This is a genomic window from Pedobacter superstes (assembly GCF_037622515.1).
Taxonomy (GTDB): Bacteria; Bacteroidota; Bacteroidia; order Sphingobacteriales; family Sphingobacteriaceae; genus Paradesertivirga; species Paradesertivirga superstes.
Window position 1 is genome coordinate 1,221,784 of the sequence record NZ_JBBJCN010000001.1, and the last position, 22,939, is coordinate 1,244,722.

General features: G+C 39.7%; 20 protein-coding genes. 4 read left to right on the top strand and 16 right to left on the bottom strand.

What is annotated here, in order from left to right; translation table 11 throughout:
- The first annotated feature begins 33 nt into the window (after positions 1 to 33).
- Positions 34 to 606, top strand: a complete 573-nt coding sequence (locus WG906_RS05090) for an NUDIX domain-containing protein (RefSeq protein WP_339991442.1) — start codon at positions 34 to 36, stop codon at positions 604 to 606.
- Positions 607 to 664: 58 nt separating this feature from the next.
- Positions 665 to 1,354, top strand: a complete 690-nt coding sequence (locus tag WG906_RS05095; protein WP_339991443.1) for a hypothetical protein — start codon at positions 665 to 667, stop codon at positions 1,352 to 1,354.
- Positions 1,355 to 1,369: 15 nt separating this feature from the next.
- Here WG906_RS05095 and WG906_RS05100 read toward each other — a convergent pair whose 3' ends face one another.
- The gene (locus WG906_RS05100) at positions 1,370 to 1,966 is read right to left on the bottom strand and encodes a NanQ anomerase/TabA/YiaL family protein (RefSeq protein ID WP_339991444.1); all 597 of its coding nucleotides are present in this window, start codon (positions 1,964 to 1,966) and stop codon (positions 1,370 to 1,372) included.
- 87 nt (positions 1,967 to 2,053) lie between these two features.
- Between WG906_RS05100 and ligA the strand changes: the two genes are divergently transcribed.
- Complete coding sequence (gene ligA / locus WG906_RS05105; RefSeq protein ID WP_339991445.1) at positions 2,054 to 4,069, top strand: NAD-dependent DNA ligase LigA; 2,016 nt, start codon at positions 2,054 to 2,056, stop codon at positions 4,067 to 4,069.
- Positions 4,070 to 4,192: 123 nt separating this feature from the next.
- Positions 4,193 to 5,071, top strand: a complete 879-nt coding sequence (dapA, locus tag WG906_RS05110) for a 4-hydroxy-tetrahydrodipicolinate synthase (protein WP_339991446.1) — start codon at positions 4,193 to 4,195, stop codon at positions 5,069 to 5,071.
- 51 nt (positions 5,072 to 5,122) lie between these two features.
- Here dapA and WG906_RS05115 read toward each other — a convergent pair whose 3' ends face one another.
- From WG906_RS05115 to mraZ, 15 genes are all read right to left on the bottom strand, one after another.
- The gene (locus WG906_RS05115; protein ID WP_339991447.1) at positions 5,123 to 5,311 is read right to left on the bottom strand and encodes a histone H1; all 189 of its coding nucleotides are present in this window, start codon (positions 5,309 to 5,311) and stop codon (positions 5,123 to 5,125) included.
- 224 nt (positions 5,312 to 5,535) lie between these two features.
- Complete coding sequence (locus WG906_RS05120; RefSeq protein WP_339991448.1) at positions 5,536 to 6,774, bottom strand: aminotransferase class I/II-fold pyridoxal phosphate-dependent enzyme; 1,239 nt, start codon at positions 6,772 to 6,774, stop codon at positions 5,536 to 5,538.
- Between the two features lie 211 nt (positions 6,775 to 6,985).
- Complete coding sequence (ftsZ, locus tag WG906_RS05125) at positions 6,986 to 8,620, bottom strand: cell division protein FtsZ (RefSeq protein ID WP_339991449.1); 1,635 nt, start codon at positions 8,618 to 8,620, stop codon at positions 6,986 to 6,988.
- A gap of 125 nt (positions 8,621 to 8,745) precedes the next feature.
- The gene (gene ftsA, locus WG906_RS05130) at positions 8,746 to 10,095 is read right to left on the bottom strand and encodes a cell division protein FtsA (RefSeq protein WP_339991450.1); all 1,350 of its coding nucleotides are present in this window, start codon (positions 10,093 to 10,095) and stop codon (positions 8,746 to 8,748) included.
- Positions 10,096 to 10,105: 10 nt separating this feature from the next.
- Positions 10,106 to 10,972, bottom strand: coding sequence for a cell division protein FtsQ/DivIB (locus WG906_RS05135; RefSeq protein ID WP_339991451.1), 867 nt, complete (start codon positions 10,970 to 10,972; stop codon positions 10,106 to 10,108).
- Positions 10,965 to 12,320 carry a UDP-N-acetylmuramate--L-alanine ligase gene (murC, locus tag WG906_RS05140; RefSeq protein WP_339991452.1) on the bottom strand — a complete coding sequence of 452 codons (1,356 nt, stop codon included), beginning with the start codon at positions 12,318 to 12,320 and terminating at the stop codon, positions 10,965 to 10,967. Before murC ends, WG906_RS05135 begins: the two co-directional genes overlap by 8 nt.
- Positions 12,321 to 12,387: 67 nt before the next feature.
- A complete protein-coding gene (gene murG / locus WG906_RS05145; RefSeq protein WP_339991453.1) occupies positions 12,388 to 13,503 on the bottom strand; it encodes an undecaprenyldiphospho-muramoylpentapeptide beta-N-acetylglucosaminyltransferase in 1,116 nt (371 codons plus the stop codon).
- A 112-nt stretch (positions 13,504 to 13,615) separates the two neighbouring features.
- The gene (locus WG906_RS05150; RefSeq protein ID WP_339991454.1) at positions 13,616 to 14,788 is read right to left on the bottom strand and encodes an FtsW/RodA/SpoVE family cell cycle protein; all 1,173 of its coding nucleotides are present in this window, start codon (positions 14,786 to 14,788) and stop codon (positions 13,616 to 13,618) included.
- 99 nt (positions 14,789 to 14,887) lie between these two features.
- Complete coding sequence (gene murD, locus WG906_RS05155; protein ID WP_339991455.1) at positions 14,888 to 16,237, bottom strand: UDP-N-acetylmuramoyl-L-alanine--D-glutamate ligase; 1,350 nt, start codon at positions 16,235 to 16,237, stop codon at positions 14,888 to 14,890.
- On the bottom strand, positions 16,237 to 17,478 hold the full coding sequence (gene mraY / locus WG906_RS05160) for a phospho-N-acetylmuramoyl-pentapeptide-transferase (protein WP_339991456.1): 1,242 nt from the start codon (positions 17,476 to 17,478) through the stop codon (positions 16,237 to 16,239). Before mraY ends, murD begins: the two co-directional genes overlap by 1 nt.
- Positions 17,478 to 18,938: a UDP-N-acetylmuramoyl-L-alanyl-D-glutamate--2,6-diaminopimelate ligase gene (locus tag WG906_RS05165; RefSeq protein ID WP_339991520.1), complete on the bottom strand. Its 1,461-nt coding sequence runs from the start codon at positions 18,936 to 18,938 to the stop codon at positions 17,478 to 17,480. Before WG906_RS05165 ends, mraY begins: the two co-directional genes overlap by 1 nt.
- Positions 18,938 to 21,037 (bottom strand): penicillin-binding protein, encoded by a 2,100-nt coding sequence (locus WG906_RS05170; RefSeq protein WP_339991457.1) that lies wholly within the window; start codon positions 21,035 to 21,037, stop codon positions 18,938 to 18,940. The genes WG906_RS05165 and WG906_RS05170 overlap by 1 nt, the downstream gene beginning before the upstream one ends.
- A gap of 42 nt (positions 21,038 to 21,079) precedes the next feature.
- The gene (locus WG906_RS05175; protein ID WP_339991458.1) at positions 21,080 to 21,478 is read right to left on the bottom strand and encodes an FtsL-like putative cell division protein; all 399 of its coding nucleotides are present in this window, start codon (positions 21,476 to 21,478) and stop codon (positions 21,080 to 21,082) included.
- Between the two features lie 97 nt (positions 21,479 to 21,575).
- Complete coding sequence (rsmH, locus tag WG906_RS05180; protein ID WP_431844451.1) at positions 21,576 to 22,478, bottom strand: 16S rRNA (cytosine(1402)-N(4))-methyltransferase RsmH; 903 nt, start codon at positions 22,476 to 22,478, stop codon at positions 21,576 to 21,578.
- Complete coding sequence (mraZ, locus tag WG906_RS05185; protein WP_339991459.1) at positions 22,471 to 22,935, bottom strand: division/cell wall cluster transcriptional repressor MraZ; 465 nt, start codon at positions 22,933 to 22,935, stop codon at positions 22,471 to 22,473. The genes rsmH and mraZ overlap by 8 nt, the downstream gene beginning before the upstream one ends.
- Between the last annotated feature and the right edge of the window lie 4 nt (positions 22,936 to 22,939).

Here is a 22,939-nt window from a genome sequence, read left to right on the forward strand (position 1 = left end):
AAAACTGCCTTTAGACAGGGATGTTGTTTTACTATGCCAGAAATTGAAATCATACAAAATGATATACTCTCTGATAAGATTTACCGGTTGGAACTGATCAGGTTACAAAAAACCAAAGACGGAAAAACCGAAACCCAGGAGCGCGAAGTATATTTCCGGCCGGATAGCGCCGCGATTCTTTTATTCGACCCTGAACGAAAAACGGTTTTATTAACTAAACAGTTCCGCCTGCCTGTTCATTTGATAGGCAAAAAAGATCTTCTGGTAGAAGCATGTGCAGGAATTCTTGACCAGGGGGAGTTACCCGAACATGCAATTATAAGAGAAGTTGAAGAAGAAACAGGATACAGAATCTCTGAGATCAGAAAGATTGCTGAAGGATTTATGACACCTGCATCGGTAACGGAATATGTTTATTTTTTTACAGGGAAGTACTCTCCGGAAATGAAAGTAAGTGAAGGAGGGGGAAAAGCAGAGGAAGGGGAAGATATCCGGTTAATCGAGATTCCCGCAGCTGAAGCGAGAGAACTGGTATTGGCCGGCAAAATTTATGATGTAAAAACAATTGTGCTTCTTCAACATGCCATCATTCAAAATTTAATCTAATTCCGTATATTGTATCCCACACATTATTCTCTTGATAATGGAATAATTCAGGAGGCTTATGAATTTTTTATCGCATTTCTATTTTGACAGATTCACCTCAGACCCCCAACAGGTGATGGGAATAGTATTACCTGATTTGTTAAAGAATGCGAGAAAAGAGTGGAATATTCGTCCTGAAAAGCATGAAGAGTTTTATATTAACACTGACCTCAAAAATATTTACACCGGATGGAAGCGTCATATTCTGGTAGATAAATATTTTCATTCTTCAGAATTCTTTATTGAACATACCCACAAAATCCGAACGGCAATAGAACCTTTTCTAATAACCTCACCCGCCCGTTCTTTTTTTGTAGCCCATATAGCCCTTGAGTTAATGCTCGACAGCCTTCTGCTAAATGAAAACCTCTTGAATACCTCCAGCTTTTATTCGCATCTTGAGAATACCAATAAAGAGGCTTTATCCAGTTTCTTTCAAATTAATAATCTACTCGAAAAACAGATCTTTTTCAATTTTCTGAGTGAATTTATTGACGCAAAGTATTTAAATACTTATAGCGCACCACATAAACTGGTCTATGCTATTAACAGAATTTGTATGCGGATCTGGGACCACCCCTTTAATGAGACTCAAAAACTTCAACTGACTTCTGTATTAATCGATTATCAGGAAATATTACAGGATAAATACCTGGAAATCTTCAATGATATCGAGAAATTATTAACAGAAAGTCTGTCAACAACCTAGTTTTTTTGAAATAGTTTACTCTGTATATCTAACCTTAATCACTACCTTTTTCACAACATCATATCCATCAACTTTAATGCTTGGACGGTGAACATCCGTTGGAAAAAATATGTACATGGTTCCAGGTTCGGCAACATAGAATTTACCAGCAGCGATATAATTCGCCACATCCCTGGCGGGGTCATATGGTTTAGTAACCGTAGCTTTTGAAAGGTCTGCTACCCCCATTCTTTCTTTTCCTCTAACGATGTATTGAACATCTATCATTTTACGATGAGATTCCCAGTTAGTTTGCTCATAGGGCTTGTCCGGACCTTCGGTTACTGAAACAAAAACGCTGTCTCCTTCAATAGGATATTTACCCGGAGCTAGTTTCTCCAAATCCGTATCTTTTAAATAGGCAAAAGCTTTATCCCAACGTGCTTTATTCTTTTTGTACTGGGTTTCAAATTCGACTTTATTTATATCGCTGTATGGCATTAAATTTAAGCCATTATACCACTGGCCTTGCTTAAACCATGAAGAAGAAGATTTTCTGGAGGCGCAGCCAGCTAAGAATATAATACTGCTTAATAAAACGATGAGCTGAATTCTAAAAGAGTGTTTTAACATGATTTTAAGTTTATTTGGCAAGATAAATATTTCATCAGGAATGGCAACCCTGCAGAAGTTAAATGGCAAAAATCTTATCTTCGTTCCATGTCGCTTTTTGAAATTAAAGAACAGATGGATGCGCTGGTTAAAGAGTTAAATCAGCACAATTATAATTATTACGTATTAGCTCAGCCTACCATTACTGATTTCGAATTCGATATCAAGCTGAAAGAGCTTGAGGCGCTGGAAAAGCAATACCCCGAATTTCAGGACGAAAACTCTCCAACCCAGCTTGTAGGCGGCGATATTACCAAAAAATTTGAGACTGTAAGGCATAAGTGGCCAATGCTCTCTTTGGGTAACACCTATAATGAACAGGATCTTAGAGATTTCGATGAGCGCATCCGCAAAGCCATAGGCAACGACTTTAACTATGTATGTGAACTCAAATTTGATGGATTATCAATAAATCTCACTTACGAAAACGGAAAACTTTTACGGGCGGTGACGCGGGGAGATGGCACCAAGGGAGATGATGTAACTACAAACATCAAAACAATACAACGCATACCAAAGACCCTCAAAGGTTCTGGTTACCCGGAAAGTTTTGATATTCGCGGCGAGGTATTTATGCACCGTGCAGCTTTTGAGCGATTAAACCATGAGCGCATGGAAAAAGGCGAGGTACCGTATGCCAACCCAAGAAATTTCGCATCGGGAACTGTTAAATTACAGGATTCCGGGGAAGTTGCCAAACGTCCGCTCGACTGCTTCTTATATTTTCTATACACCGATAAAAAACTTTTTAACACGCATTGGGAAAGCCTGCAAACAGTTAGTCAATGGGGTTTTCATATTTGTGAGCATAATAAACTTGTCAAAAATATTGATGAAGTTTTGGATTTCATTCACTACTGGCAGGAAAAACGATTTGGCTTAAGCTATGATATTGATGGAATTGTAATTAAAGTAAACAACTATACCCAACAACAGGAATTGGGTTTTACCGCAAAATCACCACGCTGGGCGATTTCATACAAATACAAAGCTGAAGAAGTTGAAACGATATTAGAAAGTGTAAGTTATCAGGTAGGGAGAACCGGTGCTGTAACTCCGGTGGCAAATTTAAAACCAGTTTTATTGGCTGGCACCACTGTGAAACGCGCCACCCTGCACAATGCGAACGAAATTTCAAGGCTTGATTTGCATCAGGGAGATACCGTATTGGTTGAAAAAGGCGGAGAGATTATCCCTAAAATAATCTCTGTCAATACGATTAAAAGAGCCGGGAATGCCGAAAAGGTTGAATATATAAAGACTTGTCCTGAATGTGGAAGTGATTTGATTCGAAAAGAAGGGGAAGCCGTACATTATTGCCCCAATGATGAAAATTGCCCTCCTCAAATAGTGGGTAAGATGCAGCATTTTATAAGCCGCAAAGCGATGAATATTGACGGCCTGGGCCACGAAACCATTGAGACACTATATAGAAAGGGATTATTAGAACATATCAGCGACCTGTATATCCTGCATGAGAAAATCGATGAACTGCGACATATGGATCGTTTTGGGGAAAAGTCGATCAGTAACATGCTGGAAGGCATTGAAAGGTCAAAGCAAATGCCTTTTGACAAAGTATTATTTGGATTAGGAATTCGCTATGTAGGTGAAACCGTGGCAAGAAAGATTGCGAAACATTTCAAAAACCTTGACAGTTTAATGAGTGCTTCATATGAGGAGCTGCTTTCTGTAGAAGAAATCGGAAGCAGGATAGCGGAAAGCCTGATAGATTATTTTAAAGATCCGAGGCATCTGGACCAACTTGAAAAATTAAAGGCTGCCGGACTGCAATTTAAAACTGAAGAAAAGGAAATAAGCTTAGCCAGCAATAAACTAAGCGGAAAGACATTCATTATTTCCGGAGTTTTTGAAAAGTACAGCAGGGATGAACTTACAGAAATAATCCAGTCAAATGGAGGGAAAATACTAAGCAGCATTTCATCAAAACTGAATTATTTAGTCGCCGGAGAGAATATGGGGCCATCCAAATTGGAGAAAGCCCAGAAGTTAAATATCCCCATAATATCAGATGAGGAGCTTCTTTTACTAATAATCGAGTAATCTGAAAATTCAGTCGTGTAAATTCATAAATCCATCATAAATTAGCAGGCTATTTGGTTTCATTAAAAAGCTTAATTTAAATACATTAAAAGCTCTTTATAAACCTCCAATACAAAAAACAGAATGAATAAATTTCATGGAACAGGTGTAGCTATGGTTACTCCGTTCAACACAGACGGTTCAGTAGATTTAGAAGGGCTAAAAAGATTAATCAATTTTCAGCTTGATGGCGGTGTACAATACCTGGTATCATTGGGTACAACAGGTGAAGCATCAACGCTAAGTAAGGAAGAGAAGAAGTCTGTTTGGGAATTTACCAAAGAAACAGTAGCAGGGCGGGTGCCTTTGGTTGCCGGAATTGGAGGAAACAGTACATCAGAAGTAATTCAAGCGCTGGAAGACTTTGATAGCGCCGGATACGACGCTATTCTTTCTGTAAGTCCTTATTATAACAGACCTACTCAGGAAGGGATTTACCAGCATTATAAAGCAATCGCAGAAGCAACACCTCTTCCTGTAATTTTATATAATGTACCTGCCCGAACAGGAAGCAATATGACGGCCGAAACAACACTCAGACTCGCTCATGACTTTAAGAATTTTATCGGGGTTAAAGAAGCGGCCGGTAATTTCGACCAGTTCAATAAAATCTTAAGAGATAAACCTGAAGATTTTCTATTCATATCGGGCGACGACGGAGTTTCTTTACCTTTAATTTCTATGGGGGCTGTTGGAATAATTTCTGTTGTAGCAAACGCAATTCCTGCGATTTTTTCTAAAATGATCGGCTTGTGCCTTGAGGGGAAATTTAAGGAGGCGCAAGTTTTGCATTATAAAATTCTGGAGTTCACGAACTCCTTATTTCTGGAAGGAAATCCGGGAGGAGTTAAAGATGCACTCAAGCATCTTGGCATATGCGGAGACACGTTAAGGCTGCCTCTTGTAAATGTCGGCCAAAGCTTATCTGCAACGATAAAGCAGGAACTGGAAAAACTTAAATAAAAAAACCCCGGTTGTAAAACAGCCGGGGTTTTTACTTCTATAAAAGAACAATTACTTAGCAGTATTTTTAGATTCTTGAATCTCTAAACGGATAGCTTGAGCAAGATTTTTTATGTCTTGTAAGCCTTTTCTAACACGAGTTCCAGCAGCGCTGTTTCCTTTGTTATAGAATTTGTCTGCATCACCTTCGAGGCCAGTGATCAAGTCTTTCAGTTCGGTAAATCTTTCGAATTTTGCCATTGTTAAATAAGTTTAGTTTTAATGAGTTAATATTTTTTTATAAGCTATAAGCGAATGTAAAGGGTTTTTCCATAAAAAAAAACTATTTGAAAAATAAAAAACGCCTTTTTGAGTGTTTTTATCCACATTTTCAACATTCCTAACAGATATTCAGCCAAACTTAACTAAAATGACATAATTTATATTATAGCAACATTTCAGCTACGATGCAGATTACCGAATCGTTAAGAAAGCCCGTTTTTATCTTTGTAAAAGCCCTTTTGCAATCTCTCACCAACTTCTGTAAACGCCTCTAAAGTACGATGAACATCTTCGTGCGTGTGCATAGCAGTAGGGATAATCCGAAGCTCCATTAAACCTTTAGGAATAACAGGATAAACCACAATCGAGCAAAAGATTCCATAATTCTCACGGAGATCCATTGTAATTGCTGTAGCCTCCGGCAATTCGCCTTTCAAAAATACCGGTGTTACCATAGTATTGGTAAGCCCCAGGTTAAAACCTCGTTCGCGTAAACCATTCTGCAGAGTACGGGCGATATCCCATAATTTCTCACGTAACTCGGGCTTGGTTTTTAGCAGCTCCAAACGTTTCCGTAAACCAACAACCATCGGCATAGGCAAAGCTTTTGCAAATGTCTGCGAACGCATATTATAACGCAGGTAATTAGTTATTTCTTCTGTAGATGCAACAAAAGCTCCAATACCCGCCATGGATTTTGCAAAGGTTCCAAAATAAATATCAATTCCCTCAATGCAATCCTGTGCTTCGTGTGTTCCGGCACCGGTATTACCCATTGTACCAAATCCATGCGCATCGTCTATCAGCAATCGAAACTTAAAGTCTTTTTTTAAATCTACAATTTCTTTTAGTTTTCCCTGCGCACCCGACATTCCAAACACGCCTTCGGTAATTACAAGAATCCCTCCTCCAGTTTGTTCGACTAACTTGCTCGCTCTCTCCAATTGCTTCCTGCAGCTTTCGATGTCGTTGTGCTGGTACACATAGCGTTTACCCATGTGCAATCTCACTCCATCAATAATACAGGCATGAGATTCACCGTCATATACAATCACATCGTTCCTGTCTACCATGGTATCGATTATTGACACCATACCCTGATACCCGAAATTCAATAAAAAGGCATCCTGAAAACCCGTAAACTCGGCAAGTTCCTTTTCTAAAGCTTCATGATGATTTGAATTACCCGACATCATGCGCGCACCCATTGGATAAGCCAGGCCAAATTCTGCTGCCGCCTGCGCATCAGCTTCACGAACTTCCGGATGATTTGCTAAACCAAGATAATTGTTTAAACTCCACACCAAATGATCTTTCCCACGGAATTTCATATGAGGAGCAATTTCACCTTCCAATTTTGGAAAAGCAAAATAGCCATGCGCCATTTTCTGGTGCTGGCCCAACGGCCCCATATTTTTAGATATTTTATCAAATAAATCCAATTTATTGTGTTTTTAGTGATTTAAAATAAAGCAGCGAATTTAGCCTTTTAATAGCTTATTAGCAATTTGAATGCGACAATTCAAAATTATATCCCATAATATGTTATTCGGTCAATATAGGAGATAAAAGCAACCAGATATATGATTTGTATCCGGGCAAAAAAAAAGCCCTTATCATTTTCTGATAAAGGCTAAAATCTATTAAAAATTCCTAATCTACATTATCATGGAGAAATGAATTATTGGGTCTGATTTCTGTTATCCCCTCTTCGTTTGAAAGCGTGAAACGGGATACCTGTGATTCTGATGAATGAGGCACTTGTTGCAAGGCCATTTGTTTGCGTTTGTATGCAGGCTCATTTTCAAGTTCCTGTAAACCGTTAGCTGTACGAAGCTTCATACTCAGATCTTTCAGACGCAAGATGCGTTCTCTTGATTTACGTAACTGCTCTTCTATAGATTCATCGGTTTTATGCTCATCAGGATTATATGCCTGAGGTTCAGGCTCAGGAAGCCTGATTTCTTCTGCTGGCTTGCTCGCTTCAACTACAGGTTCATTAAAATGAAACTCCGACTCTTCTACCTTAAAACCAAACTCAAACCTTGGCTCCTCGGATACTTCAGGTTCTTCTTCCTGTAAAGTATGACGAATATATTGTGTTTCTGTAGATCTTATCTCCTCATTGGCTTTTTCCTTCTGATTGAAGAATCCTGCAAATAAGTCGGGTTGAACCTCAGCAGATTTCATTACCATTTCCTGTTCTTTCAATTCAGGCTCCTGGGGAGGAATGAAAGAGTTCACTGCATTTACCGGAGTCACCATTGGTGCATTTTCAGGTGTCAGTAAAGAAACTTTACGAACCTGGCTTTTTTCAACCGCACGTTCTTCCTGAGTTTGAAATCCTGTTGCAATTATAGTGACAGACAATTTCTCTCCAAGTTCTTCATCAACGCAATTACCCCAAATTAAATCAGCTGCAAGTCCGGCTTCCTGTTGAATATAGTCAGTAATAATACTAACCTCATCCATAGAAACCTCTTTCGAACCGGAACTGATATTTAAAAGAATATAACGCGCACCTTCTATCTCATTGTCTTTCAATAATGGAGAAGCCAATGCACCTTCAACAGCTCTGTGAGCACGATTTTCACCTTCAGCAGAATAACTCCCCATGATAGCTACACCACTGCTATTCATAACAGTGCGCACATCCTTAAAGTCAACGTTTATGTAACCCGGAATTGTAATAATTTCGGCTATTCCCTTAGCTGCTGTGGTTAAGATATTATCCGCCTGGGCAAACGCCGCGCTTAAAGTTAAGTTTCCGAAAATCTCACGTAAGCGATCGTTAGAGATGACCAGGTAAGAGTCTACATATTTTTTAAACTCTTCCAAACCATCTTCCGCTTGCATTTTTCTGCGTTTTCCTTCAAAAGAAAATGGAGTGGTAATAATTCCAACAGTTAAAATATCCAGCTCTTTTGCGGCTTTGGCAATTATCGGACTAGCGCCTGTACCCGTACCACCACCCATGCCGGCTGTAATGAACAACATTTTCGTGTTGCTGCCTAACATTCGCTTGATATCTTCAATATTTTCTATAGCGGAATTCTTTCCTACTTCAGGTATCGAACCGGCTCCCATTCCTTCTGTAAGACTTGCGCCTAATTGAACCTTATTAGGAATAGGGCTCAATTCTAATGCTTGTGCATCAGTATTACAGATAATGAAATCCACTCCTGTTATTCCCTGCCTGTACATGTGGTTAACAGCATTTCCACCGCCACCACCAACACCAATTACTTTGATAATCGATGACTTTTCTTTTAACATTTCAAACTGCATATCGCTATTAATCAGTTTAGTAGATTTTGAATTAATTAACTATTCCTTCTTGTAATATTAAATATTTTTCAACAGACGTTTTCCACAATTGTTAATTATGTGGAAAACTCGCCAATTGTTGAAAACTACTTTATATAATCTTCGTCTTTGATATCATCCTTAATAAACTTGGCCCCTGTCTGAAGCAATTTATCAAACAAGCCAAACGATTTTTTACTTTTTTCCACTAAAGGCTTCTGCGCGAGAACACCAGGCTGCTTAACGGCCTCCATCAACTCCTCCCCTTTATGAATTCCTTTTATCAATAGGCCTATACCAGTCGCATACATCGGACTTTTTAAATCGTCGTATACATTTTTAGGCAGGACTTCATTTTTGGCCAGATGTTCGTTCGGGTAACCGATACGGCAATCAAGACCTGTAACGTATTCTACCAATTGCGACAAATGTTTAAGCTGTGCGCCGCCACCTGTAATTACGATCCCTGCAATAAGCTTCTTTTCATATCCGGAAGACTTTATCTCATAATAAATATGTTCGATAATTTCTTCCATTCTTGCCTGGATAACATAGGCCAGATTTTTAACTGAAATTTCTTTCGGCTCCCTGCCGCGTAATCCCGGAACGCAAATTATTTCGTTCTCTTTATTTTCATCAGCCAGCGCAGAACCGAAACGGGTTTTTAGTAATTCTGCCTGGTTCCGCATTACGGAACAACCTTCGCGAATGTCTTCAGTAACACTATTTCCGCCAAATGGGATAACAGCTGTATGACGAATAATTCCTTCATGAAAAATTGCCAGATCAGTGGTTCCACCACCTATATCTACCAGCACTACTCCTGCCTCTTTCTCTTCGTCGCTTAAAACAGATTCTGAGGATGCCAAAGGCTCAAGAATCAATTCCTGAGTTTCCAAGTTTGCATTTCCTACACATTTAAGGATATTTTTAACAGCACTAACATGACCTGAAATAATATGGAAATTTGCTTCAAGACGTACTCCCGCCATACCGATCGGATCTTTGATACCAGGCTCATTATCTACAGTAAATTCCTGAGGAAGGACATGGATAATCTCTTCTCCAGGAGGCATAACCAGCTTGTACATATCTTCAATAAGCTTGTCAATATCCTTACGCTGGATCTCATTATTTAAGTCTTTCCGGGTTAAAATCCCACGATGCTGGAGACTTTTTATATGCTGCCCTGCTATGCCCACGTTAACAATTTTAACATCGACATTAGATTGGGAACTCGCTTCATCAACAGCAGCCAGAATTCCCTGAACTGTTTTCTGAATATTTGATACAACACCACGCGTCACACCAGCCGATTCGGCTTTCCCTATCCCTAATATTTCTATTTTACGCTGACCATTTCTGCGGCCAACAATCACGCAGATCTTTGTAGTGCCTATATCTAAGCCTACAACAATGGGTGACCCTTTTGATAATGTAGAAGTATCTTTTTCCATATTTAACGTGTTAGTATTTTACTGTATCCTGAATATTGTTAAGAGCATCATGGTTAATTTTTTGCAAAAGCCTGGTAACTGGTACAATTAAAGTGCTGTCAATTACATTCTTTACGCAAACAACCTGATTTGTATATTTAATATTTATAGTTTTATAAGTGTCCCAACCTACTGCCGGAAGCGCCGTTTTATAAAAAGCCAAAAGGTTTCCCATCTTGATTTTCAGTGAATCGGCATTACCCAGTATAATTTTATGATTTCCGACACGCGGAACCATTTCTATTTCACTTTTCTGATTGACATACAATTGCTCTATCTGTTCCCGCCATAAGGTATCACCCTCAATGTAAAGAGCTGTTTTATAAAGATCTCTGGCCAGGTTTGTCCGCAGCGTATCTACCCTATTACCAAATGGTTCCAAAATGTATCCGTTAGCAACCAGCACGTGCGCTGTAAAATTGGAAGATGTCGGCATTTTCAACCCTTTTTCATCAATGTAAAAATCCTGGCTGGTTAAGTTCAGAATCCTTAAAACGGGCTCCCGCTGACGAATCTTAATATTTATAATACCGTTCATGTCAGCAAAAACTTTTGCTTCTTCGATATAAGGATTCGCTTTCAGTGAATTCTCGATATAATGTATGTCTATTTTATGCAAACTAAATCCAAGCAAAGATCCCGGGTTCTTTGACAGCATTTCGTCAATGTCGGCCCGTTCGATAAAACTATTTACCTCGGGGATAATTACGTTTACATTAACACATTTAATCTCGCTTTTCTTAATTTCAATAAAACTCATAAGCGTTACCAGGCCCCCCAGGCTTATCAGCCAGAGAAATCCGTATAATACCGCTTTCCAATTTATTTTTTTAAGCATTAGCAAGTATATTTTTTAATGGCTGAACCAGAGTATCAATATCACCCGCACCTACGGTCAATAATAATTCAGGTTTGTCCTTCTTAATAATTTCAATGGCCTCATCCATTCCGCAAATCTGTGCAGACGAGGAAGTCATCTTCTTTAAAATAATTTCCGAACTGACGCCTTCAATTGGCAATTCCCTTGCAGGATAAATATTCAGAAGTAAAAGCTCATCAGCCATTCCAAGCACTTCAGCGAATCCGTCAGCAAAATCGCGGGTACGTGTAAAAAGATGAGGCTGAAACAGCACGGTTAGTTTCTTGTCAGGATATAAAGATTTCACCGCTGTTATGCATGCTCTCAGCTCTTCCGGATGATGAGCATAATCATCGATAAATATAGTTTTGTCGCTCTTTAAGATATACTCGAACCGGCGTTTAACTCCTGTAAATTCTTTTAAGGCGACTTTAATTTTATCGGGATTGATACCTAATAAAAGACCAGCCTGTATTGCACCTACAGCGTTTTCCACGTTATGTAATCCAGGAAGACCAAGCTCAATGTTTTTAATTTTTACATCACTTGAATTGAAATCAAAAAAGAAAGTCCCTTTTTTAATAAATACATTCTCTGCAAATACGTCTGCGTTGCCTTTAGCTGAATATGTCACCCCGCCTTCAAGTTCAAGACCTCTCTTATGAATTAACGTGCCCCCATTCTTTAGTTGCGATGCAAAGAGCTTAAATGACTCCTTAACAGACGCATCATTACCATAAATATCTAAATGGTCTGCATCCATAGAAGTAATTATTGCAATATCGGGGTGCAAGGTCAGGAAAGAGCGATCGTACTCATCCGCCTCAACTACCATTACATTATTGTCGCCAAACAATATATTGGTATTATAATTGGAGGCGATCCCGCCAAGAAAGGCTGTGCAATCGTATCCTGTATGCTTAAGAATATGAGCCACCATACTTGAAGTGGTAGTTTTACCATGTGTGCCGGCTACGGCGATAGTAAACATCTCTTTGCTGATAATACCCAGAACCTGCGACCGCTTTTTCAAATCAAAGCCTTCGTTTTTGAAGTAATTTAATATCTCAGAATCTTTAGGGATTGCAGGTGTAAAAATAACCAGAACAGCTTCGGTGTTTACACAAAAATCAGCCGGAATTTCAACGGCTTCATCTGAATAAGTTATACGGATACCTTCATCAGCAAGTGTATTTGTTAAATCGGTCTGAGTTCGATCATAGCCGGCCACATCGCATCCCCTTTTATGGAAATAACGTGCCAGGCCGCTCATGCCGATTCCTCCGATCCCTACTAAGTATACTTTTTTGATGTTAGATAATTCCATAATTGTTGAGGTTAAAGCTGAAAGCTCAAAGGTGAAAGGGATTATGCAAGCCTTAAACCTTATCGCCTTACCTTAGGCCTTTCTCCTTTCCGGCTATTTTTAAAACTTCTTTTGCTATTATTTCATCAGCATCAGGCAAAGCCATCCTGCTGATGTTATTTCCTAAATCAATTAATTTTTGATCGTTTTCTAAAAGGCTTAATGCTGCATCTACGAGTCCCCGCTCGGCATTCATATCGGCAATTAAAATTGCCGCGTTGTTTTTAACTAATGCAGCAGCGTTTTTCGTCTGATGATCCTCTGCTACGTTTGGTGAAGGCACCATGATAACTGGTTTGCCTATTACACATAATTCGGCGATAGTTCCTGCCCCGGCCCTGGAAACTATTACATCTGCCGCAGCATAAGCAAGGTCCATACTATTTAAAAATTCGGTTATTCGAATACTTGAATGTATTTTCTCCCCAACCTGCTCCATGATTGAGGTATAATAATACTTTCCAGTTTGCCAGATTAACTGAACATCAGCAGATATCAGTTTATCAAGGCCTGCCAGCATGCTTTTATTTAAAGTTCCGGCGCCTAAACTCCCCCCTATAACGAGCATTGTCTTCTTTGTGGCAGATAAACCAAATGATGCCAACCCTTGTTCCCGTTTACCCGCAATACTAACCGACTCCCGTCTTATAGGATTTCCAGTTAACATTAATTTATCAGCCGGAAAGAACTTATCCATTCCTTCAAAGGCAACACATATTTTTTGCGCTTTGGCGCCTAACTTCTTATTAGTGACTCCGGCATAGGAGTTTTGTTCCTGGATCAAGTAAGGAACATTCATCTGCCCGGCAGCGTACAGCAAGGGTCCGGAAGCATAGCCACCGACTCCAACTACCACATCGGGCCTGAAAGATTTAATTACCGACCGGGCCTTCCATAAACTTTTTAAGATTTTCAAAGGCAACAGTATATTCTTCCATAAGGCTTTGCGCTGAAAACCCTGAATATCTAATCCTATTATTTTGTAACCGGCAGCTGGAACTTTCTCCATTTCCATTCTGCCATTAGCGCCCACAAAAAGCACTTCAATAGCAGGGTCTATGCGTTTTAATGCATTAGCTATCGAAACAGCAGGAAATATATGTCCTCCCGTTCCTCCTCCGCTTATGATTACTTTTATTGACATGTTTTCTATTTAATGAATGAGTGAGTGAATAAATGAGTGAATGAGTGATTATGGTTATTCCTTCATTCTATCATTCAATCCTTCTATCATTCAGTCCTTCTATCATTCTCCTTTAAATTTCGCCTACTATTACTTTCTCTTCATTATTACCCAAACCGTCTTTCTCGCGTTTCTTTTCTTCTACGTCTCTGCTAACACTTAAAATAATTCCAAAGGCAATGCTTGTAAATAGCATGGATGTTCCTCCCATACTAACTAATGGAAGCGGAACCCCGGTAACCGGGCCCAGTCCTACTGCTACAGCCATATTTGCAAATGCCTGAATGGTCAAACTAAAACTTAATCCAGCGGCAAGCAATGCACCAAATGCTTTGGGGCTTGCTGTTACAATCAAAATACATCGATACAAAAAGACCAGATAAATTATCACCAGTACCACACCTCCGAATAAACCGTATTCTTCAATAATTAAAGCATATACAAAGTCGGAATATGGATGAGGCAGAAAGTTTCTTTGAGTACTATTTCCCGGTCCTTTTCCAATTATACCCCCGGTAGCGATTGCAATTTTTGCCTGGTTAGCCTGAAATGACTTATCCGAATTTGCCTGTTCCGGGTGCAAGAAAACGTTAATACGTGATTTATATGTTTCTCTTCTGGGTCCAAGAAAAACCACCCCCGCCAATAATATTAAACCAGCCAAACAAACAATCGAGATTTGCTTTATACTGATCCGGCCGATGATGAGCAGTAAAATACTAACTCCAAACAGCATTAAAGCGGTTGAAAGGTTTGCAAGAGCAATTAAAATGAATACTGCGCAAACTGAACCCATAATAGGAAGGAAAGCCTTTTTTACATCCTTTATATTTTCCTGCTTACGTGTAAGCATTCTCGCCAAAAAAGTAATTAAAGCCAGCTTAGCCATGTCAGATGTTTGGAAAGTCTGGGTAGTAAAGGGAATGGTTACCCACCTGCTGGCATCATTAATGGTATTTCCAAAAATCAATGTATAAAACAGAAGAGGTATGGTTATAACCATTAACAATTTAGAAATGCCTGCATAATAACGGTAATCGAGCAAATGCGAAAAATACATTAGGGCAATACCGCCAACTATAAAAATCAAATGCTTCATCAATATACTTTCGGCTCCAACCCCTCGCTTGTACGCAAGAGTTCCGGTAGCACTATAAACTGCAAGCAGAGACCATACTGAGAGTAAAATTACAATCAGCCAGATCCAGCGGTCGCCTTTAGTTTTATTTAGTATAGCGTTGAACATTCTTTTTAAAGTCAAAAATTAAAAGTCAAAAACTACCCGACTTCATCTGCACATCCCCGTCATTTGCACATCTGCACATCCTTGTCATTTGCCCATTATTTAAAGTTCCCTTATTGCTGCTTTAAACTGGTTCCCCCGATCTTCATAATTTCGGAACAAATCAAAACTGGCGCATGCCGGAGAAAGTAAAACAGTATCACCTTTAGTTGCTAAATGATAGGCTATCTGCACCGCTTCTGATGCCGAAAATGTATTTACAATTACATCCACATCATCTTCAAAAGCGTCATGGATTCTTTTATTGTCTTTACCAAGACACACAATCGCCTTCACCTTGCTTCTCACCAGGTCGCGCAACATGCTATAATCGTTTCCTTTATCAACTCCTCCCAGAATAAGTACAACATCTGTGGTCATACTTTCAAGGGCATACCAGGTTGAATTAATATTGGTTGCTTTAGAATCATTTATAAAATCAATGCCCGAAATTTTCCCTGCATGCTCCAGACGGTGCTCGATATTCTTATAACTTCCCATACTTTCACGGATGGTATCGTTACGAAGTTCAAGTACTTTAGCCAAAATACCTGAGGCCATGGAGTTATAGATATTGTGTTTGCCCTGTAAGGCAAGTTCTGTGATCGACATAGTGAATGTAGGTTGATTATTATTCAGGTTTATAATTAGTTCGTTGTCTTTTAAATAAGCGCCATTGCTTACCTCTTTCTGAATTGAAAAAGGATAAGACCTGGCATAAACTTTATGGCGTTCTAAGCCCTTTACTATTTCAGCATCATCTGCACAGTAAATAAAAACATCATTTTCAGTTTGATTTTGAAGAATGCGAAACTTGGAGTCGGCATAATTCTCCATTTTATAGTCGTACCTGTCAAGATGATCAGGCGTAATATTTAAGAGGACTGCAATATCGGCCTTAAATCCGCTCATATCATCCAGCATAAAACTACTTATCTCCAGCACGTACCAATCAAATGTTTCAGCAGCTACCTGGCGGGCAAAGCTCTTACCTATATTTCCGGCTACACCAACGTTCAGACCAGCATTCTTAAGAATGTGGTAGCTGAGCATGGTAGTAGTTGACTTGCCATTTGATCCGGTAATACAAATAGTTTTAGCATCTGAATATCTGTCCGCAAATTCAATTTCTGAAATTACCGATATCCCCTTAGACCTAATTGCCTTTATAATCGGGGCTTTCTCAGGAATACCCGGACTTTTTATGATTTCTCCTGCTCTTAAAATAATCTCTTCGGTATGCATTCCTTCTTCGTAAGGAATTTTCAAATCATCCAGTTCGTGCTTAAAAATCTCGGGTATTTCCCCTGAATCAGAAACAAAAACCTCGAAGCCCTGCTTCCTGGCCAGAAGTGCAGCACCTGTTCCGCTTTCGCCTGCGCCTAAAATCACTATGTATTTCTTCTCTTCCATTATCGAAGCTTTAGAGTGACAATAGTTAAGATTGCCAGGAATATCCCGATGATCCAGAACCGGGTGACAATTTTAGATTCGTGATAACCTCTTTTCTGGTAATGATGATGCAGGGGCGACATCAGAAAAATCCGTCGACCTTCTCCAAATTTTCTTTTGGTGTATTTAAAGTAAGAGACCTGCATAATAACCGATATATTTTCCACCAGAAACACTCCGCATAAAATAGGGATCAGCAGCTCTTTGCGGATCATTATAGAAAAAACCGCTATAATTCCACCTATAGCCAAACTTCCGGTATCGCCCATAAATACTTGCGCTGGATAAGAATTGTACCAGAGAAAGCCTACGCAGGCACCTAAAAAAGCTCCGGCAAAAATCACCAGTTCACTCGAATTTGGAATATAAATAATATTCAGATATTCGGCCATAATGGTATTACCTGAAACATAGGCCAGAATTGCTAGTGTAGCCGCTATAATTGCTGAGGTCCCAGTTGCAAGCCCGTCTATCCCATCGGTGATGTTGGCTCCATTTGATACAGCGGTAATAATAACTATTACAAAAAGCAGGAATACAACAAGTGCATATTTCTCATAACCCTCGCCCAGAAACTTAAGCACTTTGGCATAATCAAACTCATTGTTTTTATAGAAGGGAATGTTTGTTTTAGTTGACTTTAAGTTTTGCGTAAAATAATACTGATCTCCCTTTTGGTGAACTTCCAATGGTGCGACATTAGTGGTTGGAAGTTTAACCTGCTGACGAACAACAATATTTGGATGAAAATACATTGTCCATCCAACAATCAGCGCTAAAATCACCTGACCCAGGATTTTAAACTTTCCGGCCAGGCCTTCTTTGTCTTTTTTAAATACTTTAATATAATCGTCAACAAAACCAATAACGCCCAGCCAAACTGTAGTAATAAGCATCAATATGATGTACACATTATCAAGTTGAGCTAATAATAAAGTTGGAACTAAAATACCCAGAAGAATTATTAAACCTCCCATGGTAGGAGTTCCCTGCTTTTGCATCTGCCCCTCTAAACCTAGATTCCTGACAGTTTCTCCTACTTGTTTTGCACGGAGAACTTTTATCAGTGTATTACCATAGATCGTAGTAACCAACAGAGAGATTATAACCGACATGGCTGTACGAAAAGAGATATACTGGAACACCCCCGCTCCGGGGATGTCAAATTCTCTGTCTAACCAAGTGAATAAATAATATAGCATTAGCTAAGCTGATTTAATAATTCCGTCAATATTTTTTTATCGTCAAAAGGATATTTTACTCCTTTAATCTCCTGGTATTTTTCATGCCCCTTTCCCGCCACAACAATTATATCCCCGGGTCTGGCCAAATGACAGGCAGTACGTATAGCTTCTTTTCTGTCAACAATTGTTAAAGCCTTTCTCCGGTTGTTAGGCATCACTCCGGCATCCATATCCCTAAGAATTTGCTCAGGCTCTTCAGTACGGGGATTATCAGATGTCAAAATAACTTTATCACTCCAATCGCAGGCTACCTGGGCCATAACAGGACGCTTGGATTTATCCCTGTCGCCGCCACACCCCAGCACAGTAATAACTTGTTCTGTCCCCTTCCGGATATTTTGAATAGTGCTCAATACATTTTGTACAGCATCAGGAGTATGTGCATAATCAATTACTCCAATTATTCCGTTTGGCGATGTGATGTAATCGAAACGCCCCTCCGCACCCTGCAAGCGACTTAAAACCGTTAGTACTTTTAAAGTATCCTGCTCAAGAAGTATCGCGGTACCATAAACAGCCAAAAGGTTATATGCATTGAAGCTTCCAACCATTTTAAACCAAACCTCTGCAGAATCTATGTTTAGCAACAATCCGCTGAACTGATTTTCAACAATCTTTGCTTTAAAGTCAGCTGCAGTTTTAAGTGCATACGTCTTTTTATGTGCTGCTGTATTTTGGAGCATCACCTTACCATTCTTATCATCAACATTCACCAGGGCAAAGGCAGATTTATTGAGTCCGTCAAAAAAGCCTTTTTTGGCCTTTAAATAGGCATCGAATGTTTTATGAAAGTCTAAATGATCGTGGGTTAAATTGGTAAATACACCACCAGTAAATTCCAGCCCCTCTATCCTGTGCTGAGCAACAGCATGAGAACTTACTTCCATAAAGCAATAGTCACATCCCATATCGACCATATCCGCAAGCAACTTATTTAAAGCGATGGGGTCCGGAGTGGTATGGGTTGATGGAACAATAGTAGTATGAATATGATTCTGAACCGTAGAAATGAGGCCTGTTTTATATCCCAGTTCCTCAAATAACTGATACAATAAAGTAGCTACAGTAGTTTTTCCATTGGTTCCAGTTATACCAACAAGCTTCAAATTTTTTGAGGGATTATCATAAAAATTTGAAGCAATTAAACCTAAAGCCTGGGCCGAGTCTTTGGTTTGAATATAGGTTACATCCGCTACGATATGTTCAGGAAATTCTTCACAAACCACAGAACTTGCACCTAAACCTATTGCCTTATCAATAAAAATATGGCCATCTGTATGAGTTCCGCTTACAGCAACAAACAAAGATCCGGATTTAATCTGACGTGAATCAAAGCAAACAGACTGCACACCTATCTCAGCAGAGCCTTTTTGACTCAGAACCGATACTCCAATTAATAGTTCCTTTAAATTCTTCATCATTCAAGTTCAATTGTAATTGGATACCCCTTTACAACTCTGCCTCCTGCCTGCAGTGATTGATTTACCACCCTGCCGCTCCCTTTAACTACAGGCTTCAAACCTGCATTACTTAACAAAAAAACCGCGTCTTTCAATCCCATTCCCGAAACGTCAGGAACTTGCCTGGAATTGAACTTCACTTCTTTAATTGCGATACCATTGTTGGTATCAACAACATTTACAAATTCGCTGTTTGCAGCAAACAAGGCTTTAATTCCCAAAGACTTATATACCTGCTGTGTCGATTTTTTATAACCTCCTTTTGAAACCGGCATTTTAGTATTACCTACTAATTTAGCCGATTCTACCGGACTGTACATTTCAATGTCATTGGCAAAAACCTTATCCGCTATTTCCCGAAAAGGGGGACCAGCCACCTGCGCACCATAGTATCCGTTTTTAGGATCATTGATCACCACGATTAAAGAATATTTCGGATGATCTGCGGGGAAATACCCGCAAAAAGATGCCTGGTATTGTTTTTTTGCCCTATATCCTCTATTTCCATCAGCAACCTGGGCAGTACCTGTTTTACCAGCAACTTTATAGAACGGATTATGAATTATTCCTTTACCTGTTCCCTCAGTAATTACTCCTTCAAGCATAGCTTGTATTTTACTCAAAGTTTCATCCGAACAAATTTTCTCGTTAATAACCCGGGCTTTAAACTGCTCGACAGTACTTCCCAACCTTCTGATTTCTCTTACAAAAATTGGCGAAACATATTTACCGTTGTTTGCTATAGCATTGTAAAACGAAAGCATTTTCAAAGGAGTAAGCTGCATTTCATACCCGTATGCCATTTGTGGCAGAGTCATATTTTTGTTCCAGCTACGATTTTCAGGATTTTTAATCACCGGAGTGGCCTCTCCCGGAATCTGGAGCTCCATTTTCTCGTTAAGGCCCCATCTATACAAATGATCCGTAAATTTTGACTGATTTTCTTTATACGCTGTATTAACTAATTGTGCAATCGCTGCGTTTGAAGATTCCTCAAATGCCTTTTTAACAGTAACAACACCAATACTTCCATGAGAATCTTTAATCAGGTGCCCCCGTATTTTATAGGTTCCGGTTCCAACTAGTGTGTTGGTATCCACCTTCTCATCCTCAAGGAGAGCCATATAGGAGGCTACTTTAAAAGTCGAACCAGGATCCTGATTACCTGCAATAGCATAATTAAACGTTTCCTTGTATTCGGAAGGAGCCACTTTCGTAAAGTTTGCAATCGCCCTGATCTCTCCGGTTCCAACCTCCATCAAAATTACACATCCGTGATCTGCGTCGCTTTTAATCAGTTGTTTACGTAATGCGCTCTGCGCCACGTCCTGCATATTAATATCGATAGTGGAAATTATATCTGCTCCCTCTTTTGGAGCAATTTCTATATCTTTATTTATAGGAATCCATGTGCCACCGGCAATACGTTGCATTAACCTTCTGCCACTTTCTCCATCTATGTAAGAACTATACGCCCCTTCAAGCCCCACAGGTTTTACATTTTCATTTTTATAACCGATGGTTCTTTTCGCCAAAGTTTTAAAAGGAAAAATTCGCTTGTTCTGCTGAACAACGATTAGGCCTCCCTTATATCTACCCATATTAAAAATGGGAAACTTACGCACCACCGAAAGCTCCTGATGAGAAACCCTGCGCCTTAACAACTGATATCTGGCATTATCCCGTCTTGCTTCACGAAGCATTTTTGAATATTCACGTCTGCTTTTATCTCCAAAATAGGTCGACAGCTTTTCAGCAAGCGAATCTACTTTACTTAAAAATATCTCATCTTTTTCAATACCACCCGCCAGCATATCCATCCTCAACTCATATTCAGGGACTGAAGTCGCCAAAAGGCTTCCGTCTACCGAATAAATATTTCCTCGCACGGCTTCCACGTTTACATATTTGGTCGACAAACTATCTGCCATTGCCCTCCATTTTTTACCCTCGGTAAATTGTAAATGGAAAAGCTTGAAGAGAACCGCAAAAGCAAGCAATACAATCAGCCCGAAAGCGATGTAAACCCTTAACAATATGTCAGTTCTTATATTCATAGCTACATTTTGCCCCTCAGTAAGAGAGGAACTAAACTTATTTTATTTATCGTCTACCTTAATTATAATCTTTTTTGGAGGCTCAACCTGCTCTTTTAAACCCAAAGTATCTACCTGCTTTGCCACCTCTGTTTGTGTACTTTTAAGCATCAAATCGGCTTTTAATGTTTTAAAATCCCAGCTCAATTCCTTAACCTCTTTACTCAATTTATCAATCCCTCTTATAGTTTTTTCTGCAAAATGCCGGTTAGCGATATAAATCATTGCCAGCATGGCTAAAAAAATTAAAAATGGCATCATCTGAGTGGCAGACTCTTTAGAAACAACCCCTTCGGTAAGAAAGGTTGTAAGAAAATTCTTAGGTAGCTCGGCCTTTTTTAACTCCGGCTCGGGCCCCTTTTCCTCTTCCTCCTCTATCTGCTCTCTAAAACGATTAGTCACTTTCTTAAATTCAAAAGTTAAAATTCAAAAACCAAAAAGCTGCCGCTCAAATACTCCCCGTTAATCAGCATAACTAATAACCCGACAGATTGCAGAACTACAACTTTACCGCTACCCTAAGTTTAGCACTTCGCGCCCGGCTATTTTGTTTGATCTCTTCCTCAGTTGCAGTTATCGCCTTACGCGTCACCGCCTCCAGAGGCTTCAATACATTTCCAAAAAAATCTTTTTCCACTTCCCCTCTAAACTTTCCTTTTGCAATAAAATTCTTTACCAACCTGTCTTCAAGAGAATGATAAGACATCACCACCAGACGCCCGCCCACAGCAAGCACATCAGCCGCCTGCAACAGAAAGTCCTGGAGCGCTTCAAGCTCCTGGTTCACCTCTATCCTTAAAGCCTGAAAAACCTGAGCCAGATACTTATTCTCTTTCCCTTTCGGGATGAGTTTATTAATAGCTTCCTTTAATCCGGAAATTGTTTCAATAGGTTGATTTAGCCTGGCAGTAACGATGGTTTTTGCCAGAGACTTTGCATTTTGAATTTCACCGTAGATGCCGAAAATTCGATGCAAATCTTCTTCGGAGTAAAAATTAACCACTTCCTTTGCTGTAAGGGACGAGGATTGATCCATCCTCATATCCAGATCGGCATCAAAACGTGTAGAAAACCCCCGCTCTGGCCGATCGAACTGATGCGATGAAACACCCAGATCGGCCAGAACACCATCCACAGGAATTGCGGCGTGCAGACGGCAATTGTTTTTCAAAAAGCGGAAGTTCTGATCTATAAAGGTTAACCGATCATCGTTGGGAATATTCGCCTTAGCGTCAGCATCCTGATCGAATGCAAGAAGCCGCCCTTTGGCGCTTAAAAATTTTAATATCTCTTTTGAATGGCCGCCACCCCCAAAGGTTACATCCACATACACTCCGTCAGGCTTGATCGCCAGACCTTCCATACACTCGGCAAGCATTACAGGATTATGATATTCAGACATCAGACCTCCTTCCTAAACCCCCCATAACCTCTTCAGCGAGGTTCGAGAAATTATCAGGCTCATTGTCTAATTGGGCATCATAAGTATCTTTGGCCCATACTTCAATTTTATTAAACTGCGAAGCGAGCACAACATCGGCCCCCATTCCAGCATATTCCAATAAAGATTTGGGAAGCAAAATTCTTCCCGCAGCATCCAGCGAAAGCTCTGTAGCCCCCCTTGTGAAATATCGTATAAACTCCCTTGTCTTCTTTTCGTACTGATTCAACTTACTCAAATCCTCCACAATCGTATCCCACTCCTTCCTTGTATAAATCACCAAATGCTTCTCAAATCCCCGGTTCACCACCAAACCTTCCCGCTCAGCCTCAGGCATTTGCTTACGCAAACCAGCCGGAAGCATAAGCCTTCCCTTGGCATCTAGTTTACATTCAAATTCGCCCAAGAAGTGAGACATTCAG

Bases quoted from the DNA above. Each gene is read 5' to 3' on its own strand.
- WG906_RS05135 (WP_339991451.1), bottom strand. From the start codon at position 10,972: ATGCTTAAAAAAATAAATTGGAAAGCGGTATTATACGGATTTCTCTGG.
- mraY (WP_339991456.1), bottom strand. From the start codon at position 17,478: ATGCTATATTATTTATTCACTTGGTTAGACAGAGAATTTGACATCCCC.
- rsmH (WP_431844451.1), bottom strand. From the start codon at position 22,478: ATGTCTGAATATCATAATCCTGTAATGCTTGCCGAGTGTATGGAAGGT.
- ftsA (WP_339991450.1), bottom strand. From the start codon at position 10,095: ATGGAAAAAGATACTTCTACATTATCAAAAGGGTCACCCATTGTTGTA.
- murC (WP_339991452.1), bottom strand. From the start codon at position 12,320: ATGGAATTATCTAACATCAAAAAAGTATACTTAGTAGGGATCGGAGGA.
- WG906_RS05115 (WP_339991447.1), bottom strand. From the start codon at position 5,311: ATGGCAAAATTCGAAAGATTTACCGAACTGAAAGACTTGATCACTGGC.
- mraZ (WP_339991459.1), bottom strand. From the start codon at position 22,935: ATGTCTCACTTCTTGGGCGAATTTGAATGTAAACTAGATGCCAAGGGA.
- murD (WP_339991455.1), bottom strand. From the start codon at position 16,237: ATGGAAGAGAAGAAATACATAGTGATTTTAGGCGCAGGCGAAAGCGGA.
- WG906_RS05095 (WP_339991443.1), top strand. From the start codon at position 665: ATGAATTTTTTATCGCATTTCTATTTTGACAGATTCACCTCAGACCCC.
- ftsZ (WP_339991449.1), bottom strand. From the start codon at position 8,620: ATGCAGTTTGAAATGTTAAAAGAAAAGTCATCGATTATCAAAGTAATT.
- WG906_RS05165 (WP_339991520.1), bottom strand. From the start codon at position 18,938: ATGAAGAATTTAAAGGAACTATTAATTGGAGTATCGGTTCTGAGTCAA.
- WG906_RS05100 (WP_339991444.1), bottom strand. From the start codon at position 1,966: ATGTTAAAACACTCTTTTAGAATTCAGCTCATCGTTTTATTAAGCAGT.
- WG906_RS05150 (WP_339991454.1), bottom strand. From the start codon at position 14,788: ATGTTCAACGCTATACTAAATAAAACTAAAGGCGACCGCTGGATCTGG.
- dapA (WP_339991446.1), top strand. From the start codon at position 4,193: ATGAATAAATTTCATGGAACAGGTGTAGCTATGGTTACTCCGTTCAAC.
- murG (WP_339991453.1), bottom strand. From the start codon at position 13,503: ATGTCAATAAAAGTAATCATAAGCGGAGGAGGAACGGGAGGACATATA.
- ligA (WP_339991445.1), top strand. From the start codon at position 2,054: ATGTCGCTTTTTGAAATTAAAGAACAGATGGATGCGCTGGTTAAAGAG.
- WG906_RS05090 (WP_339991442.1), top strand. From the start codon at position 34: ATGCCAGAAATTGAAATCATACAAAATGATATACTCTCTGATAAGATT.
- WG906_RS05170 (WP_339991457.1), bottom strand. From the start codon at position 21,037: ATGAATATAAGAACTGACATATTGTTAAGGGTTTACATCGCTTTCGGG.